This is a genomic window from Dactylosporangium sp. NPDC050688 (genome assembly GCF_040654515.1).
GTDB lineage: Bacteria > Actinomycetota > Actinomycetes > Mycobacteriales > Micromonosporaceae > Dactylosporangium.
On the sequence record NZ_JBFAIC010000052.1, the window covers coordinates 72,088 to 87,782 of the forward strand.

At 76.5% G+C, this 15,695-nt stretch carries 12 protein-coding genes and 1 pseudogene; 6 read left to right on the plus strand and 7 right to left on the minus strand.

Annotated elements, in window-relative coordinates:
• The gene (locus AB0H83_RS36510; RefSeq protein WP_360103214.1) at window positions 1-657 is read right to left on the minus strand and encodes a response regulator transcription factor; all 657 of its coding nucleotides are present in this window, start codon (window positions 655-657) and stop codon (window positions 1-3) included.
• Window positions 658-785: 128 nt separating this feature from the next.
• On the opposite strand from AB0H83_RS36510, the gene AB0H83_RS36515 reads away from it, so the two are divergent.
• Genes AB0H83_RS36515 through AB0H83_RS36530 form a run of 4 tightly spaced genes read left to right on the plus strand, consistent with a single transcriptional unit; the run spans window position 786 to window position 4,367 of the window.
• Complete coding sequence (locus AB0H83_RS36515; protein ID WP_360103216.1) at window positions 786-1,388, plus strand: hypothetical protein; 603 nt, start codon at window positions 786-788, stop codon at window positions 1,386-1,388.
• A complete protein-coding gene (locus AB0H83_RS36520; RefSeq protein ID WP_360103218.1) occupies window positions 1,385-2,464 on the plus strand; it encodes a peptidoglycan-binding protein in 1,080 nt (359 codons plus the stop codon). Before AB0H83_RS36515 ends, AB0H83_RS36520 begins: the two co-directional genes overlap by 4 nt.
• Before the next feature lie 50 nt (window positions 2,465-2,514).
• On the plus strand, window positions 2,515-3,168 hold the full coding sequence (locus tag AB0H83_RS36525; RefSeq protein ID WP_360103240.1) for an ABC transporter ATP-binding protein: 654 nt from the start codon (window positions 2,515-2,517) through the stop codon (window positions 3,166-3,168).
• Window positions 3,165-4,367 carry an ABC transporter permease gene (locus tag AB0H83_RS36530; protein WP_360103220.1) on the plus strand — a complete coding sequence of 401 codons (1,203 nt, stop codon included), beginning with the start codon at window positions 3,165-3,167 and terminating at the stop codon, window positions 4,365-4,367. The genes AB0H83_RS36525 and AB0H83_RS36530 overlap by 4 nt, the downstream gene beginning before the upstream one ends.
• On the opposite strand, the gene AB0H83_RS36535 is transcribed toward AB0H83_RS36530, so the two are convergent.
• From AB0H83_RS36535 to hrpB, 4 genes are all read right to left on the minus strand, one after another.
• The gene (locus tag AB0H83_RS36535) at window positions 4,310-5,044 is read right to left on the minus strand and encodes a glycosyltransferase (protein WP_360103222.1); all 735 of its coding nucleotides are present in this window, start codon (window positions 5,042-5,044) and stop codon (window positions 4,310-4,312) included. The two genes, AB0H83_RS36530 and AB0H83_RS36535, sit on opposite strands and share 58 nt — an antisense overlap.
• Before the next feature lie 76 nt (window positions 5,045-5,120).
• Entirely contained in the window at window positions 5,121-8,561 is a 3,441-nt protein-coding gene (locus AB0H83_RS36540) for a hypothetical protein (RefSeq protein ID WP_360103224.1), read from the minus strand.
• A gap of 13 nt (window positions 8,562-8,574) precedes the next feature.
• Window positions 8,575-9,867, minus strand: coding sequence for a DUF1254 domain-containing protein (locus tag AB0H83_RS36545; protein ID WP_360103226.1), 1,293 nt, complete (start codon window positions 9,865-9,867; stop codon window positions 8,575-8,577).
• Between the two features lie 86 nt (window positions 9,868-9,953).
• Complete coding sequence (hrpB, locus tag AB0H83_RS36550; protein WP_360103228.1) at window positions 9,954-12,374, minus strand: ATP-dependent helicase HrpB; 2,421 nt, start codon at window positions 12,372-12,374, stop codon at window positions 9,954-9,956.
• A gap of 56 nt (window positions 12,375-12,430) precedes the next feature.
• On the opposite strand from hrpB, the gene AB0H83_RS36555 reads away from it, so the two are divergent.
• Window positions 12,431-13,096, plus strand: a complete 666-nt coding sequence (locus AB0H83_RS36555) for a GNAT family N-acetyltransferase (protein WP_360103230.1) — start codon at window positions 12,431-12,433, stop codon at window positions 13,094-13,096.
• An 82-nt stretch (window positions 13,097-13,178) separates the two neighbouring features.
• Here the strand turns inward: AB0H83_RS36555 and AB0H83_RS36560 are convergent, their stop codons facing one another.
• Window positions 13,179-13,475, minus strand: a complete 297-nt coding sequence (locus tag AB0H83_RS36560) for a hypothetical protein (RefSeq protein ID WP_360103232.1) — start codon at window positions 13,473-13,475, stop codon at window positions 13,179-13,181.
• A 108-nt stretch (window positions 13,476-13,583) separates the two neighbouring features.
• Here AB0H83_RS36560 and AB0H83_RS36565 point away from each other — a divergent pair, with 108 nt between their 5' ends.
• Complete coding sequence (locus AB0H83_RS36565; protein ID WP_360103234.1) at window positions 13,584-15,200, plus strand: methyl-accepting chemotaxis protein; 1,617 nt, start codon at window positions 13,584-13,586, stop codon at window positions 15,198-15,200.
• Between the two features lie 147 nt (window positions 15,201-15,347).
• Here AB0H83_RS36565 and AB0H83_RS36570 read toward each other — a convergent pair.
• Window positions 15,348-15,695: pseudogene (locus AB0H83_RS36570) on the minus strand (hypothetical protein); the annotation flags it as partial.

Below are 15,695 nucleotides of genomic sequence, written 5' to 3' on the forward strand. Positions count from 1 at the left end.
TCACGCCACCCGGTACCCGACGCCGGGCTCGGTCAGCACGACCTGCGGGTCGCCGAGCTTGCGCCGCAGCTTGAGGATCGTCATGCGCACCGTGTGCGTGAACGGGTCGGCGTGCTCGTCCCACGCCTTCTCCAGCAGCTGCTCGGCGGAGACCGCGGCGCCGTCGGCGAGCAGCAGCTCGGTGAGGACCGCGAACTCCTTGCGCGACAGTGGCACGTACCGCCCGTCGCGGTACACCTCGCGCCGGTGCGGGTCGAGCCGGATCCCGGCGCGCTCCAGGACCGGTGGTGCCGCCGCCCGGGCCCGCCGGCCGAGCGCCGCGACGCGCGCCGACAGCTCCCGGAACGCGAACGGCTTCGGCAGGTAGTCGTCGGCGCCAAGGGCGAGGCCGGCGACCCGGTCGTCGATGTCGGCGGCGGCGGTCAGCATCAGCACCCGCGCGGTCGAGTCGCGGCCGGTCAGGGACCGGCACACGTCGTCGCCGTGCACGACCGGCAGGTCCCGGTCCAGGACGACCACGTCGTAGTCGTTGACGTCGAGCCGCTCCAGGGCGGCGCCGCCGTCGTGGACGACGTCGACCGCGTGCGCGTCGCGGCGCAGCCCCTGCGCGACCGTCTCGGCGAGCAGCGGCTCGTCCTCGACCACCAGTATCCGCATCCCCCCATGGTGACGCGTGGTGATGTCACCGCGGCGTCAACATTTCCGGTTACGGCCCGGTGACGCGGCGCGGACTTGACTTCGGCGCAGCGGCCGGCGAGTGCCCGGCCCGCCAGGAGGAACACACCATGATGCGCGTCAGGACAGCCTTCGCGCTCGGCCTGCTGCTCGTCCTCGGTGCCACCGCCACCGGGTGCGCCCGGTCCGGCGGCGGTGACGGGGTGGCCAGCGCCGGCGGCACGCCGACAGCGAGCGCGAGCTCCGGCACCGGGAACGAGGCCCGGGACCCGGGGAAGGACCAGGAGGCCATGCTCAAGTACGCCCAGTGCATGCGCGAGCACGGCGTCGACATGCCGGACCCGCAGTTCGACGGCGGCTCGGTCACCATGATGCTGCCGGAGGGCACCGACCGGGCCAAGGTCGACGCGGCCAACGAGCAGTGCAAGCGGTTCATGCCCAACGGCGGCAAGCCGAGGAAGGCCGACCCGGAGACGCAGGAGAAGATGCGCAAGTTCTCGCAGTGCATGCGGGAGAACGGCGTGCCGGACTTCCCCGACCCGAGCGAGGACGGCGGCATCCGCATCGACGGTACCAAGGGCGGCAGCCTCGACCCGGGCAGCGAGGTGTTCAAGAAGGCCCAGAAGGTGTGCGAGCAGTACCAGCCGAAGCCCCCGGGCGCCGGCGCCGGCGGCCCGAAGACCCAGACCAACGGCACGGGCAGCGGGGCATGAGGGTGGTGAAAGGCAGGAGGCGGCACGGCAGGGCCGGTCGGGTGGTGGCCACCGTCGCGGCGGTCGCGGCCGTCGGGGCCGCCGCGGCGGCCGGGCTCGGGCTGCCCGACCGGGGCAGCGACGCGAGCACCGGGTCGGCGGCCGCGCCGCCGACGACCACGAAGGTGACCCGGCAGACCCTGGTCGACACGCAGACGGAGGACGGCAAGCTCGGCCACGGCGACTCGGTCACCGTGTCGGGGCGCCTGCGCGGCACGCTCACCGAAGTGCCCGCGGTGGGCGCGACCGTCCAACGTGGACAGGCGCTGTACCGCGTCGACAACACGCCGGTCGTCCTGCTGTACGGCGGGCTGCCCGCCTACCGCGACCTCGCGCCGGGCACCGAGGGCGACGACGTGCGGCAGTTCGAGGAGAACCTGGCCGCGCTCGGGTACAAGGGATTCACCGTCGACGACGAGTACACCGCGTCCACCGCGACCGCGGTCAAGGCGTGGCAGGGCAAGCTCGGGCTCACCAAGACGGGCGTGGTCGAGCTCGGCCGGGTCGTGTACGCCGCCGGCCCGGTCCGTGTCGACGAGCACAAGGCGGCGACCGGCGACCCGGCGAACGGGCCGCTGCTCACGTGCACCGGCACCGGACCGGTCGTCACCGTCACCCTGGAGGTCGCCGACCAGCGCCTCGCCGGCGTCGGCGCCGCGGTCACCGTCAAGCTGCCCACGGGCAAGAGCGTGCCCGGCAAGGTCGTCAAGGTCGAGACGGTCATCACCCCGGCGCAGGGCAACGCCCCGGCCGAGACGAACCTGGAGGTGACGGTCACCCCCGACGACGCGGCCGCGCTCGCGGGCCTGGACCAGATGACGGTTGAGGTCGGGTTCACCGCCGCGCGCAAGGAGGACGTGCTCACTGTGCCGGTGGCGGCGCTGCTCGCGCTCGCCGAGGGCGGCTACGGGCTGCAGGTCGTCGAGGGCGGCACCAGCCGGATCGTCGCGGTCGAGCTCGGCATGTTCGCCGCCGGCCGGGTCGAGGTCAGCGGCGGCGGCGTCACCGACGGCACGCAGGTGGGGGTGCCGTCATGACAGACCCGCAACCGGCCGTCATCGATTTGACGGACACCACGGCGGCCCGGGTGGTCGCGCTCGACGGGGTCAGCAAGTCCTACCCGGGCGGGGTCACCGCGGTCCGGGACGTGTCGCTCACGGTCGGCTCGGGGGAGATGGTCGCGATCGTCGGGCCGTCCGGCTCCGGCAAGTCGACCATGCTGCATCTGATCGGCACCCTCGACCGGCCGTCGGCGGGCACCGTGCGCATCGACGGGCACGACGTCTCCGCGCTCACCGACCGGCAGCTGTCGGCGCTGCGGGCGCGGCGCATCGGGTTCGTCTTCCAGCAGTTCCACCTCGCGCCGGGGCAGAGCGCCCTGGACAACGTGGCCGACGGGCTGCTCTACGCGGGGCCGTCGCTGGCGCAGCGCCGGGCCCGGGCGGAGGCGGCCCTGGTCCGGGTCGGGCTCGCCGACCGGCTGGACCACCTGCCGCACGAGCTGTCCGGCGGGGAGCGGCAACGGGTGGCGATCGCCCGCGCGGTCGTCGGCGAGCCGGCGCTGCTGCTGGCCGACGAGCCGACCGGCAACCTCGACTCGGTGTCGGGGGCGGGCGTGGTCGAGCTGCTGCGCGAGCTGCACGCCGGCGGCACCACGATCCTGGTCATCACCCACGACCAGGCGATCGCGGCGGCCCTGCCCCGCCAGGTCGTCATGCGTGACGGCGAGGTCGTGGCATGACGGCGCCGCTGCAGCCGGCGCGGCTGTACCTCAGCGACGTGCTGCGGGTCGGCAGCGCCGGGCTGCGGACCCGGCCGATGCGGGTGTTCCTGTCCGCGCTCGGCATCGCGATCGGCATCGCCGCGATGACCGCGGTCGTCGGCATTTCCTCGTCCAGCCGGGCGGAGCTGGACCGGCAGCTCGACGCGCTCGGCACCAACCTGCTGACGGTCGCGCCCGGCAGCGACCTGTTCGGCGGCGACGCGACCCTGCCCGACGAGTCGGTGTCGATGATCTCGCGGATCGGCCCGGTGACCGAGGTCGCCGCGACCGGCAAGGTGCCCGGCGCGCGGGTGTACCGCAGCGACCACATCCCGGCGGCGCAGACCGGGGCGATCAGCGTGCAGGCCGCGCACCTGGACCTGCCGCGCACCGTCGGCGCGTCGCTCGCCGACGGGATCTGGCTCAACGAAGCGACGGCCCGCTACCCGGCCGTGGTGCTGGGTGCGGCGGCCGCCCGGCGGCTCGGCGTCGACACCGCCGGCGAGGGCATCCAGGTGTACCTGGACCGCCGCTGGTTCACGGTCGTGGGCGTGCTGCGGCCGGTACCCCTCGCGCCGGAGCTCGACGCGACCGCCCTTGTCGGCTGGGCGGCGGCGCAGGCGTACCTCGGCTTCGACGGGCATCCGACGACCGTGTACACCAGGTCCCGCGACGAGCAGGTCGAGGCGGTCCGGTCGGTCCTGGCGGCGACCGCGAACCCGCAGAACCCCAACGAGGTCAAGGTGTCCCGGCCGTCCGACGCGCTCGCCGCCCGGCAGGCGACCGACCGGACCTTCACCGGGCTGCTGCTCGGCCTCGGCGCCGTCGCGCTGCTCGTCGGCGGGGTCGGGGTGGCCAACACGATGGTCATCTCGGTCCTGGAGCGGCGCGCCGAGATCGGCCTGCGGCGGGCGCTCGGCGCCACCCGCGGGCAGGTCCTGCTGCAGTTCCTCGCCGAGTCGCTGCTGCTGTCGGCGCTCGGCGGGGTCGGCGGGGTGTTCCTCGGGGTGCTGGTGACGTCGCTGTACGCGGTCACCCGCAGCTGGCCGGCGATCGTGCCGCCCTGGGCGAGCGCCGGCGGGGTCGTCGCGACCCTCGTGATCGGTGCGGTCGCGGGCCTCTACCCGGCGGTGCGGGCGGCGAGGCTCGCCCCGACGGAGGCGCTCGCCACGCCCTGAGCCGTGTGCGCCGCCTGGGCTGCCCGGTACGCCCGCAGCAGGTGGTCGAGGTGGTGCCGGGCCGAGTACGCCTCGGCGGCGGCCCGGCCGGCCTCGGCCACCCTGCGGTGCAGCGACAGGTCGGTCAGGACCCGCGTCACCGCGGCGCCGAACGCGTCGGCGTCGGGCGCGGCGCTCAGCCGGTGGGTGCCGGCGAGCGCCGCGTCGGCGAGGACCACGGGCAGGCCCTGCGCCTCCGCCTCGGCCAGCACCAGGCCCTGCGTGTCAGTGGTCGACGCGAACGCGAGCACGTCGGCCATCCGGTAGTAGCCGGCCATGCTGGCGTGCGGCACCGGCCGGACCAGCCGCAGCGCGTGCGCGACCCCGGCCCGCCGCGCCAGCCGCAGGACCGCCTGCCGCTGCTGGCGCACCCCCAGCATCACCAGCCGCGCGTCCGGCAGCCGCCGCAGCACCCGGGGCATGCCGGAGAACCGGGGCAACCCGATCCGGACGTTGCGCAGCGGCACAGGGACCGACCGCACGCCGCAGGGTTCGCCGCTGCCGCGCAGCAGCGGCCCCGGCTGGTAGAGCTGCACGTCGTGCCCGGCAACGCGCAGCAGATGCACGGTCGCGGCGACGGAGATCGCCACGCCGTCGGAGCGCCCGGCGTGGCTGTCGCAGAAGTGCGCAACTCTCACGCCGCACATGGTGCGCCACGCCCGGCGGGTTCGGGGATGGCCTGCGCGAGGTGTACGCCATCTGGAAAGCCGATGTTCACTGATCCAGCCGCACCGCCAGGGCGGCGTCGCGCACGTCCGGGTCCGGGTGGCGGCGCAGGGTGCCGACGATCTGCCGCCACACCGCCGGCCAGCCGAGCTGCCGGCCCGCGGTGGCGTACGCGAGCGCGAACATCCCGTCGGCGGGCCCCGGCCCCGCCGCCAGCGCGACGGCGATCGGCCGTAGCCGCTCCGGCTCCACGACGTGGTCCAGGCGCCGCCCGAGCCGGTCGGCGAGCCGGGCCGCGAGCACCGGCCGGTCCGCGACCAGGCCCCGGACCTCGTCCAGCCCGGCGGGGTCGGTGAGGTCGGCCGCCTCCAGGAGAAGGATCGCCGCGGCCGGCACGAAACCGTCCACGGTGGACAGTTCCCGGCCGGCGGCACCGAGCGCCCGGCGGCCGGGGGAGCCGGGCACCAACCACGTGGTGAGCCGCTCCACCAGGGTTTCGAGCCGCCGCCGCGCGGCCCGATCCACCGCGGCGCCCTGGTCGGCGCCCTGGTCGGCGCCCTGGTCGGCGCCCTGGTCGGTGGTCGGGCTGGCGCCCTGGCCGGTGGTCGGGCCGGTGGTCGGGCCGGTGGTCGGGCCGGTGGTCGGGCCGGCGGTCGGGTCGGCCGGTGCGGCGGTCGGGTCGGTGGCTGGCTCGGTGGCTGGGTCGGCGGCGTCGAGGGCGGCCAGGGTGCGCACGGCCGCGACCAGGGCGGCCTCGCCCGCGTCGGCGGCGACCAGGCCGAGCAGGGCCTGCACCACCGACGGCCAGACGGCCCGGTCGCCGAGGTCGGCGAGCCGCGCCGTCACCGCGCCGGACACGTCCGGCAGCCACGGGGCCCAGCGCGGCAGCGCCGCCCAGGCCCGCTGCGCCACCCGCCGGTCCGGGGCGCCGGCCGCGGCGGCGACGAGCGCGGCGTAGTCGGTGCGCAGCGCGGCCGGCACCGGCCACGGGCCGGCGGAGAGCAGGGCCAGGACCGCGTCGGGGTCGCCGGAAGCGCCGGCGGCGCGCAGGATCCGCCACATGCCGGGCTCGCCGGCGCGCTGGCGGGCCGCGGCCACGATCGCGACCCGCACGTCGCGGTGCAGCTGCGGGTCCTGCCACGCCCGCCACAGCGCGTCGGCGGCGCCGGGCACCGAGCGGGCGGCGAGCAGCCGGACCGCCGCCTTGCGGGCGGTCACCTTGCCCTGCCCCGGGTCCAGCGCGGCCAGCAGCGCCGCCGGCGGCAGGAAGCGGCTGGCCCGGCCGATGCCGGCGGCGGCGGTCCCGGCCCGGTCGTCGCGCAGGTGCGACAGCAGCACGGTCAGCGCGTCGGACGGGCGGTCGGTCCACGGCATCGCGGCGAGCGCGGCCTCGGCCAGGCCGGCGTCGCCGCCGCTGTAGCACTGCAGCACCAGCCGTCGGCCGCTGTCGGGCACGGACGCCGCGTCGTGCAGCGCCGCCGCGCGGGCCCGCGGGGTCGCGCCCCGGTCGCGGACCACCTCGGCGAGCCGGTCGGCGTACGCCTGCTGGTGCCGGGGGAGCCAGCGGTGCAGGTACAGCGCGCGCGGCGGCACCCAGCGCACCCCGGCGGGCAGGAACCGCCCTTCCGGCGGCGGCCCGCTCAGCGCCGCGCCGAGCAGATCGTCGCGGTGGGCGCAGACGGCCCGCCACACGACCGGCAACGCGATCGCCGACGGGTCCTCGCGCAGGACCGCCTCGACCCGTCCGGCGCGGTGGTGCGGGTCGTCGAGCCACAGCTCGACAGCGGTGCCGGAGACGCCGGCGAGGTTGCCGCGGCGGGTGGCGCGCTCCAGCATCGACTGCAGGTCAGGCAGCCGCCGGGCGCGCGTGCCGAGGGCGCGGGCGACGGCGAACAGCGGCTCGTGCCGGCCGCGTTCGGCGCCGCGCTGCACCCAGCCGCGGACCGCCTCGAACGCCTGCGCCTCCTGGCCGCGCCGCAGCCGCAGGTCGAGGCGGCCGAGGTGCGGCACCCGGTCGTCGCCGAGCAGCCGCTGGAACGTGTGCAGCGCCCAGCGGACCAGTACCGGCGAGTCGAAGCGTTCGCGCAGCACGAGCACGGCGAGCTCGGTGAGCCGCCCGAGGGTGGCCGGCGAGCTGTCCCGCGCCTGCACGGCGTCGGTGACGATCTGCTCCAGCGGCTCGACCAGCTCCGGGCGCAGCAGCGCCGGGCGCACCTCGCTGAGGCACCGGATCGCGTTGCCGCGCACCGCGTCCTGCTCGTTGCGCACGCGCAGCAGGTGGTGCGTCGCGGCGAGCACGGCCGCCGGGTCGTTGCCACGGGCCGCGCACCGGATCAGCGCCTGCCAGCCGGCGATCCGGTCGGCGGTGCCGGCCCGGCGGGTCGCGGCCAGCAGCGCCTCCTCCGCCTCGGCCCACGGCAGGTGCGCGGTGTACCAGAGCGTCCGCTCGTCGCTCTGGCGGACCGCCTCGAGCCGCAGCGCCCGGCGCGCCTCCGCGACCCGCGGGCCGGCCGGCAGCACCGCAAGGATCTCGTCGTCCAATGTGGAGCGCGCACGGTCCACATCGGACATCGCGCGGGCGAGCAGCTCCTCCCGGTCCCGCGGCGGCACCGCGCGCAGCAGCCGGGCGACCGCGGCGCCGTCGCCGCGCAGCCGCCTGGTGAGCCCGACGAGCCCGGCCGCCGGCAGCCGGCCCAGCCGGGTCAGCACCGCCGCCGGCAGCGTCACCGCCCGCAGCCAGCCCGCCCGGGACGGCGCCGTCAGCAGCTCCAGGACCCGCAGCGGCGCGGCGGCGACGAGCACCCCGTACGCGCGCAGCGGCGCCGGCAGCGACTCGGCCGGCGCGTACCGCTCCAGCAGGTCGAGCACGTCGTGCGGCAGCGGGCCGGCCGCCTGCAGGACCCCGGCGCCGTGCTGCGCCCACCAGGCGGCGCGGGCGGCGACCGGCAGCGCCGCCAGCTCCCGCCCCGCCTGCTCGAGGCAGATCCGCGGGAAGCGCCGGGTCAGCGCGCCCCGGTCGCCGAGCACGTGGGTGAGCTGCGGCAGCAGCCTGGTGACTGTGGCCTCGCCGCAGGCCGGCAGCAGCGCGGCCGCCTCGGCGTCGCCGAACCGGGCCCGGACCGGGTCGACGAGGGCCTCGGCGAAGTCCGTGCGGCGGCAGGCCCGGATCCGGCGGTACAGCCGGGCCCGGGTGTCGGCGGGCGCGTCGGCGACGAGCCGCGTCACCGGCTCTGGCGCGGTGCCCGCCGCGGCGACCCACGCGAGCTTCGCCCGCAGCGCGAGCTGCGGGTCGGCACCGGTGAACGCGGCGAGGATCCCGTCGCGGTCCCGGCCGACGACCGCCATGAACAGCGCCACCTCACGGTCGTGCCGGTCGCCCTCGCGCAGCCGCGCGAGCGTCGCCGGCAGGGTGCCGTCCGCCGCGCCGGCCAGGGCCCGGGCGGCGTGCAGCCGGCGCCGGGCGCGGCAGGGCAGGTGGTCACCGTCCATGCCCTACATCTTGCTAGACCCTCACCACGGGGGGCGGTCGAAATTCGCCCCGCAGGACGGGCGGGCCCGGCTGGTACATCCGCAGCACCGGGCGGAACCCGCCCTCGGGAGCCGGCAGCCAGTTCGCGTCGTCGTCGGGCCGCTCGTGCTGGATGCGGATGGTCAGCGAGCCGTCCGGGTCCCGCCGCAGCCCGGGTGTGGCGGCGCCGATCGCGCGCCGGCCGAGCTGGTTCGGCACGGGGCGGGAGCCGGGCACGTCGTACACGGCCAGGGACCATCCGGCCTCCGCCGGCGGTGATCCGCTGAAGCGGACCTCGTAGCGGTGCGCCCCGGTGAGCCGCTCGCCGTCGCGGTCCTTGTGCACGGTCGGCGCGACCGCCTCGTAGGCGTGGTTGCCCCACAGACCGGTCCGCGCGGCGACGGCCCGCATCAGGTGCGCCTCGTCGCGGTCCGGCATCGTCCACTCCGGGGTGTCGAGCGTGCCGACCTCGAAGTAGTCGAGGTTGTAGTCGAACAGGTGCAGGTCGTTCGTCCAGCCGTTGACCAGCCCGGCGTGCCGCGTGGTGGCCTCCTCCTCCAGCTGCTCCTGACCGGCGGCGAGCCCGTCGCGCAGCGTCTCCCGCAGCTCCCGCGGCGCGCCCGTGTACGGCGACGGCCCCGGCTCCAGCAGCCCGATCGACGCGAACCGGCGCTGGTAGCGCCGCTCCGCGGGCGACGGCGGGAACGCGGCGAGGGACCGCCGCAGCGTCTCGAAGAACAGCAGGTCGTCCGGCACTCCCGGCTGCGGGTGCGGCAACCCGTCCAGCGGGACCTGCGGGTACAGCGGGTCGATCCGCAGCGCGTCCTGCAGGGCATGGACCTCCGTCGCGTCCTGAGGGTCCTGGCAGGCGAACCGCCCGATGAGCGTCGTCACCATCGTCGGGATCCTGATGACCTGGGCACCCGGCGCCTCCCGGCCGGCCCAGCCGGGCGGCACGAGCAGGAACTCGCGCTCGCCGCTGCCGGTGGAGCGCCGGCCCACGTAGGCGAAGTTGTCCGTCCACGCGTCGACGAACTGCAGCACGTGGTACCGGTCGCCGGTGTCGGGGACGCCGAGCCACAGCGGCCCGCCGGACAGGTCGAGCCGGGCGGTCGAGTAGAGCAGGTCCGGGTTCGCGTTGCGCTGGTCCTCGAACCGCCGCTGGTGCGTGAACGTGTTGTACGCGCCGCGGTTGCGCTCCACGGCGGCGAGACTGGTCAGCAGCGGGTAGCCGTACTGGAATGCCTCGGCGGCCAGCGTGGTCAGGTCCATCGCCCTCAGGTCCATGCATCCCTCCCGGGGTCGGATCGCCTCCTCCTCGACTCCAGCCTGCGCGCCGGCCCGCGCCGGGGTGGGTGAGGCGCCGGGTGGCTTCAGCGGCGCGGGTTGGTCCTGCGGGTCGGCGCGGCCGCCAGCGGGTCGTCCGGCCACGGGTGCCGCGGGTACCGCCCCCGCAGCTCGGCGCGGACCTGCGGGTACCCGGTGCGCCAGAACGACGCCAGGTCCCGGGTGACGGCGACGGGCCGGCCCGCGGGCGACAGCAGGTGCAGCAGGACCGCCACCCGGCCGCCGCCGACCCGGGGCGTCTCCAGCCAGCCGAACGCCTCCTGGACCTTCACCGCCAGCACCGGCGCCTCGGGATCGCTGTAGTCGACCCGGACGAGCGAGCCGCTCGGCACCCGCAGCCGCTCCGGCGCCAGCTCGTCGAGGCGCTGCGCGGCCGGCCACGGCAGCATCGCCCGCAGGGTGCGCAGCGTCCGTTCGGCGTCCACGGTGGACACCTTGGTGACGCCGCTCAGGTCGGTGTGCGCCAGGACGCTCGCCTCGCTCACGTCCGGCCACGGCGGGCCGAGCACCAGGTGGCAGAAGGCCATCCGCCAGCGCAGCTGGGTTGCCTCCGGCGACCAGCGCAGCCCTTGTCGGGCGAGGGCCTCCCGCAGCGCCCGCTCGACCAGCTCGCGCGGCGGGTTCCGCAGTTCGCGCCGCCGCAGCGTGATCGCGCCGAGCTGGTCGCGGCGCTCCGCGCCCCGCGCCGTGATCTCGTCCACTGTGGACACCAGGGCGGCGCCCGCCTCCCGGGCGGTGTCCTCGTCGATCGCCGCGGCGAGCCGGACCCGCGCGGCGGCGCTGCCCGGCTGCCGGTCCGCGACCGCGACCGCGAGCCACGGGTGCCCGGTCAGCGGCGAGCCCGGCGCCAGGGCCGCCTCCGTCCCACCGGCCATCAGGTACCCGCCGCCGCGCAGCCGGGCCAGCCGCTCCGGGTACGCCAGCCCGGCGACGAGCCCGGCGACCAGGTCGTCGGGCAGGCCGGTCGGGGCGCCGTCCAGACCGGTCGAGCCGCCGGGCAGGCCGCGGCGCAGCCGTTCGGTCTCGGCGCGCCAGCGGGCGTCGCCGGTGTCGCGCAGGTGCCGCCACGCCGCGGCCAGGTCGTCGCCCCGGGCGAGGGAGTCGTCGGCGAGGATCGCGACCACCTCCGCGGCCTTGCGCGCGCCCACTTTCGGCGCGCCGTCCAGCAGCGCCCGGGCCAGCCGCGGATGCGCGCCGATCCGCGACATCCGGTGCCCGCGCGGCGTGGCCCGCCCGTTCGCGTCGACCGCGCCGAGCGCGTGCAGCGTCGCCTGCGCGACCCGCATCGCCGCGTCCGGCGGCGGGTCCGGCAGCGCCAGCCCGGCCCCGCCCGGGTGCCCCCAGCACGCGAGCGCCAGGGCGAACGCGGTCAGCTCGGCGACCGCCACCTCCGGCTCGGGCTGGGCCGGCAGCCGCGCGTCGTCGGCCTCGGACCAGCACCGGTACACGACCCCGGGCGCCTCCCGGCCCGCCCGCCCGGCGCGCTGGACCGTGGCGGCCTTCGCCGCGCGCACCGTGGCGAGGGAGCCCAGCCCGCGGGCGTGGTCGGTGCGCGGGACCCGGGCCAGCCCGGCGTCGACCACGACCCGCACCCCCGGCACGGTCAGGCTGCTCTCGGCGACGGCCGTGGCCAGCACCACCCGCCGCCGGCCGCCGCCGTGCAGCGCGGCGTCCTGCTCCTTCGCCGGCAGCCGCCCGTGCAGCACGTCCACCGGCAGGTCGGCCAGCCGCCGCCGCACCGACACGATCTCGCCGGCGCCCGGCAGGAACACCAGCAGGTCCCCCTCCGCCTCCCGCCACGCCCGGCGCACCACCGCCGCCACGTGGTCGAGGAACGCGGGGTCGACGTGCAGGCCGTGCGGTGGCCGCACCGGACGCGCCGGGGGACACCAGTGCACGGCCACGTCGTGCAGCGCGCCCTCCGCGGTCACCACCGGCGCGTCGAGCAGCAGCGCGAACCGGTCCGCGTCCGCGGTCGCCGACGTCGCGAGCAGCCGCAGATCCGGCCGCAGCGTCTGCCGGCTCTCCACCAGGAACCCGAGCACCAGGTCCGTGTCGAGGTGCCGCTCGTGACACTCGTCGATCACGACGGTGCCGACGCCGTCGAGCGCGGGGTCGGCGAGCAGCCGTTGCACGAGCAGCCCGGTGGTGACCACCTCGACCCGCGTGCCGGGGCCGACGGCGCGGTCGCCGCGGACGCTGTACCCGACGCTCTGGCCGACCCGCTCGCCCCGCAGCTGCGCCATCCGCCGGGCCGCCGCCCGCGCCGCGATCCGCCGCGGCTCCGCCACGACGACGGTGCCGCCGCCCGCCCCGTCCTCGTCGAGCGCCAGGGGCACCAGCGTCGTCTTCCCGGTCCCGGGCGGCGCCACCAGCACCGCGCCGCCGCGGTCGCCGAGCGCCGCGACCACGTCCCCGAGCACCCGTCCGACCGGTAGATTCCGCACGCCCCCACTCCTACCGCATCCCGGCCCGCGCCGGTCGGACGGGTAGCCTCGGCCGGGTGCCCGACCTCCGTGAACTCGCCGTCCGCTGGCAGCGCGGCTGGGCGGCGGCCCGCGCCCTGCCCACCGCCGAGGAAGTCGGCCCCGGCCTGCGGGTGCGCTGCCTGCAGCCGGGCCGGGCCGTGGAATACGTGGCGCTCGACCGCGACCCGCCGTCCCTGCGCGACCTGGCCGGGCGGGTCGCCGCGGAGCCCGAGCCCACGTGGCTGACCGTGCCCACCACCGATGCGGCCACCACGGCCACCGTGTTGGAGGCGGCGGGTCTGGTACTGCTGAAGCGCGCCGAACTGCTCATGACCACCGACCTGCGGACCCATCCGGCGCCACCGCCCGCGTCCGGGTACACCGTCACCAGCGGCGTGGCCGATGCCGTCATCACGGCGACGGTGCTGGCCGGGTCGGGCGGGGTGGGTGCCCGCGGCACGATGGGCCTGACCGGCCCCGACGGCGTCGCCGACCGGATCGAGACGCTGCCGGCGCACCGCCGCCGCGGCCTGGCCAGCGCGCTCATGGGCGCCCTCGCCGCGGCGGCGGTCCCGGCAGGCGCCACGCACGGCATCCTCATCGCCAGCGAGGAGGGCCGGCACCTGTACGCGAAGCTCGGCTGGCGCCCCGCCGCGGACGTGCTGATCGCCACCACCCCGGGCAACACGTACCCGACCTGACCCGTTCCGGCGCGCAGCCGCCCACCGGCAGGTCGAGCTGTTCGCCCAGCGTCGGCGAAGTCCCCGCGCGGTTCAGGCGGCTCTAGGACGGGCGCCGCGCGGCGAGCATCGCGGCGTCGAAGCGGTCGGCCAGGTCGAGGAACTCGTCGCCCCAGCCGCTGGAGAGGGCGACCTCCTGGATCGGCCCCGTCGGTGCGAAGAGCACGCCGCACGCGGTGGGCGTGCCGCCGGCTCGCACCACCGCGATCGCCTCGTCGATCTCCTCGAGGGCGGTCCCGGCGTCGATGAAGGACGACCAGGTGTAGTCGTTGCCGGGGCGGGCGAGCATCGCCCGCACGTCCGCGAGCACGGCCAGCAGGGCCGCCGTCGCGTCCTGCATCCGCCGTCCCCTTCCGCCGTCGCGCGTGGGTGCGAGTTCGCTCAGGATCGTCCAGGCCGGGCCGATGGGACGGCAAACGGCCGACAGCTGGGTCACCGGGGGACGAACATGAGCATACTGCGGAGCACGGGAGTCATACCGCGGCTGGTGGTCGGCTTCTGCGTCGTCGCGCTCTGTGTGGTGGCCATCTGGCTGGCGGCGGCGACCGCGTCGCGGGCAACCCGCCAGACCGCGGAGCAGCTGGCCGCCGACCGGGCCCAGCTCGACGCCGCCGAGCAGCTGAAGTTCCGCATCACCGACATCTCCGGGTGGCAGGTCGGGTACGCGTTCGACATCGTGCGCGGTGCGCCGGGGGCCGCCGATGACACGGCGGAGACCCGGGCGGCGTTCCTGGGCTCGATGCGGGACTTCGCCGCCGAGCTGGAGGCGATGGCGAGGCTGCCGCTGCCGGCCGAGGACCGGGCGTCCGTGCAGGCGATCCGCGCGGCGTTCGACGACTTCGCGGCGCTGGACGACCAGGTCGTCGCGGCGTACCGGGCCGGCGCGCCCGAGCAGACACAGGTGGCCAACGACCTCGTGGTCGGCGAGGGGTTGGAGGTGTACGCCCGGATCAGCGACCCGGTCGACCAGTTGCTCGTCCGCGCCCAGCAGCGGGCCGACGCCGCCGGGCAGTCGGCCCGTTCCACGGCGAGCCGCACCGGCCGGTTGGCCAATGTCGTGGGCGGCATCGCGGTGACGCTGTCGACGCTCATGGCGCTGGTGCTGTCCGTCTCCATCGTCCGGCCGCTGCGGGCGCTGTACGACCGGCTGGCCGACATCGCCGAGGGAGACGGCGACCTCACGCATCGGCTGACGGTCAGCGGCAACGACGAGTTCACCGCGGTGAGCCGCGAGTTCAACACGTTCGTCGACAAGATCTCCACGCTGGTCCGCGCGATCGGCGGGTCGGCGGCGACGGTCGCGACCGCCAGCCGGCAGCTCACCGAGACCTCGACCCGGATCATGACCGGGGCCCAGGAGACGGCGGCGCGGTCGGGGCGGATCGTGGCCTCGGCCGACGAGGTGTCCGACAACGTGCGGACCGTCGCGACCGGCGCCGAGCAGATGAGCGCCTCGATCCAGGAGATCGCCGGCACCACCGCCGAGGCCGCCCGCATCGGCGGGCAGACGACCGAGCTGACCCATTCGGCGTTCGACCTGATCGGCCGGTTGACCGGCTCGAGCCGCCAGATCGGCGACGTCATCAAGGTCATCAACGACATCGCCGAGCAGACCAACCTGCTCGCGCTCAACGCGACCATCGAGGCGGCCCGCGCCGGGGACGCCGGCAAGGGGTTCGCCGTCGTCGCCGGCGAGGTCAAGGACCTCGCGCAGGAGACGGGCCGGGCCACCGGCGACATCGCCGCGAAGGTGCAGAGCATCCAGTCCGACACGGCCGCCGCGACCGAGGCGATCAACCGGATCGTCGAGATCACCGGCCGGCTCGGCGACTACCAGACCACCATCGCGGCGGCCGTCGAGCAGCAGACGGCCACCACCACCGAGATGAGCCGCAACATCTCCCGGGCGGCGGCCGGCTCGGCGGACATCGCCGCGGACATCTCGACCATCTCCGAGGCTGCCCGCGCCACCACCGGCGGCGTGGAGGACACCCGCGCCGCCGCGCAGGACCTGTCCGCCATGAGCCGCGAGCTGCGGACCCTGGTCGACCAGTTCCGCGTCTGAGGCCCCTGCCGCACAGATCGCTTGGGATCTTGCCGGTTGATCGAAGCCGGTTGATCGAAGTCGCGTCGTGGTCGTCCAGACGGCCGGGACGCGACTTGGATCACCGCGGGCTTGCCGCGGGCGCGGCTCGCGCCGGGGCTTGGTGGTTCAGCTGCCGGTGGCCTGCGCGGGTGGCACCGCGACCGGTTCGGCGGTGGGGTGCCGGGCCGGCTGCGCCGCCCTGGAGTCCGCCGGCTGCGCCGCGCTGGAGTCTGCCGGCTGCGCCGCGCTGGAGTCTGCCGGCTGCGCCGCGCTGGAGTCTGCCGGCTGCGCCGCGCTGGAGTCTGCCGGCTGCGCCGCGCTGGAGTCTGCCGGCTGCGCTGCGCTCAGGTCTGCCGGCGTCGTCTGTCGGGCGTTGAGCCGGGTCTTGCGTCGGGTCTGGCGGGTGGTGACGATGTGCCGGCCGAGTTTGATGAACGGTTGTTCGATCAGGCGGTAGAGCACGTCGGCGAAGGC

What these genes read in the sequence shown, in the direction of transcription:
- AB0H83_RS36560 (WP_360103232.1), bottom strand. Translation starts at nt 13,475, where the DNA reads ATGCAGGACGCGACGGCGGCCCTGCTGGCCGTGCTCGCGGACGTGCGG.
- AB0H83_RS36545 (WP_360103226.1), bottom strand. Translation starts at nt 9,867, where the DNA reads ATGGACCTGAGGGCGATGGACCTGACCACGCTGGCCGCCGAGGCATTC.
- AB0H83_RS36540 (WP_360103224.1), bottom strand. Translation starts at nt 8,561, where the DNA reads ATGGACGGTGACCACCTGCCCTGCCGCGCCCGGCGCCGGCTGCACGCC.
- AB0H83_RS36510 (WP_360103214.1), bottom strand. Translation starts at nt 657, where the DNA reads ATGCGGATACTGGTGGTCGAGGACGAGCCGCTGCTCGCCGAGACGGTC.
- AB0H83_RS36515 (WP_360103216.1), top strand. Translation starts at nt 786, where the DNA reads ATGATGCGCGTCAGGACAGCCTTCGCGCTCGGCCTGCTGCTCGTCCTC.
- AB0H83_RS36565 (WP_360103234.1), top strand. Translation starts at nt 13,584, where the DNA reads ATGAGCATACTGCGGAGCACGGGAGTCATACCGCGGCTGGTGGTCGGC.
- AB0H83_RS36520 (WP_360103218.1), top strand. Translation starts at nt 1,385, where the DNA reads ATGAGGGTGGTGAAAGGCAGGAGGCGGCACGGCAGGGCCGGTCGGGTG.
- AB0H83_RS36530 (WP_360103220.1), top strand. Translation starts at nt 3,165, where the DNA reads ATGACGGCGCCGCTGCAGCCGGCGCGGCTGTACCTCAGCGACGTGCTG.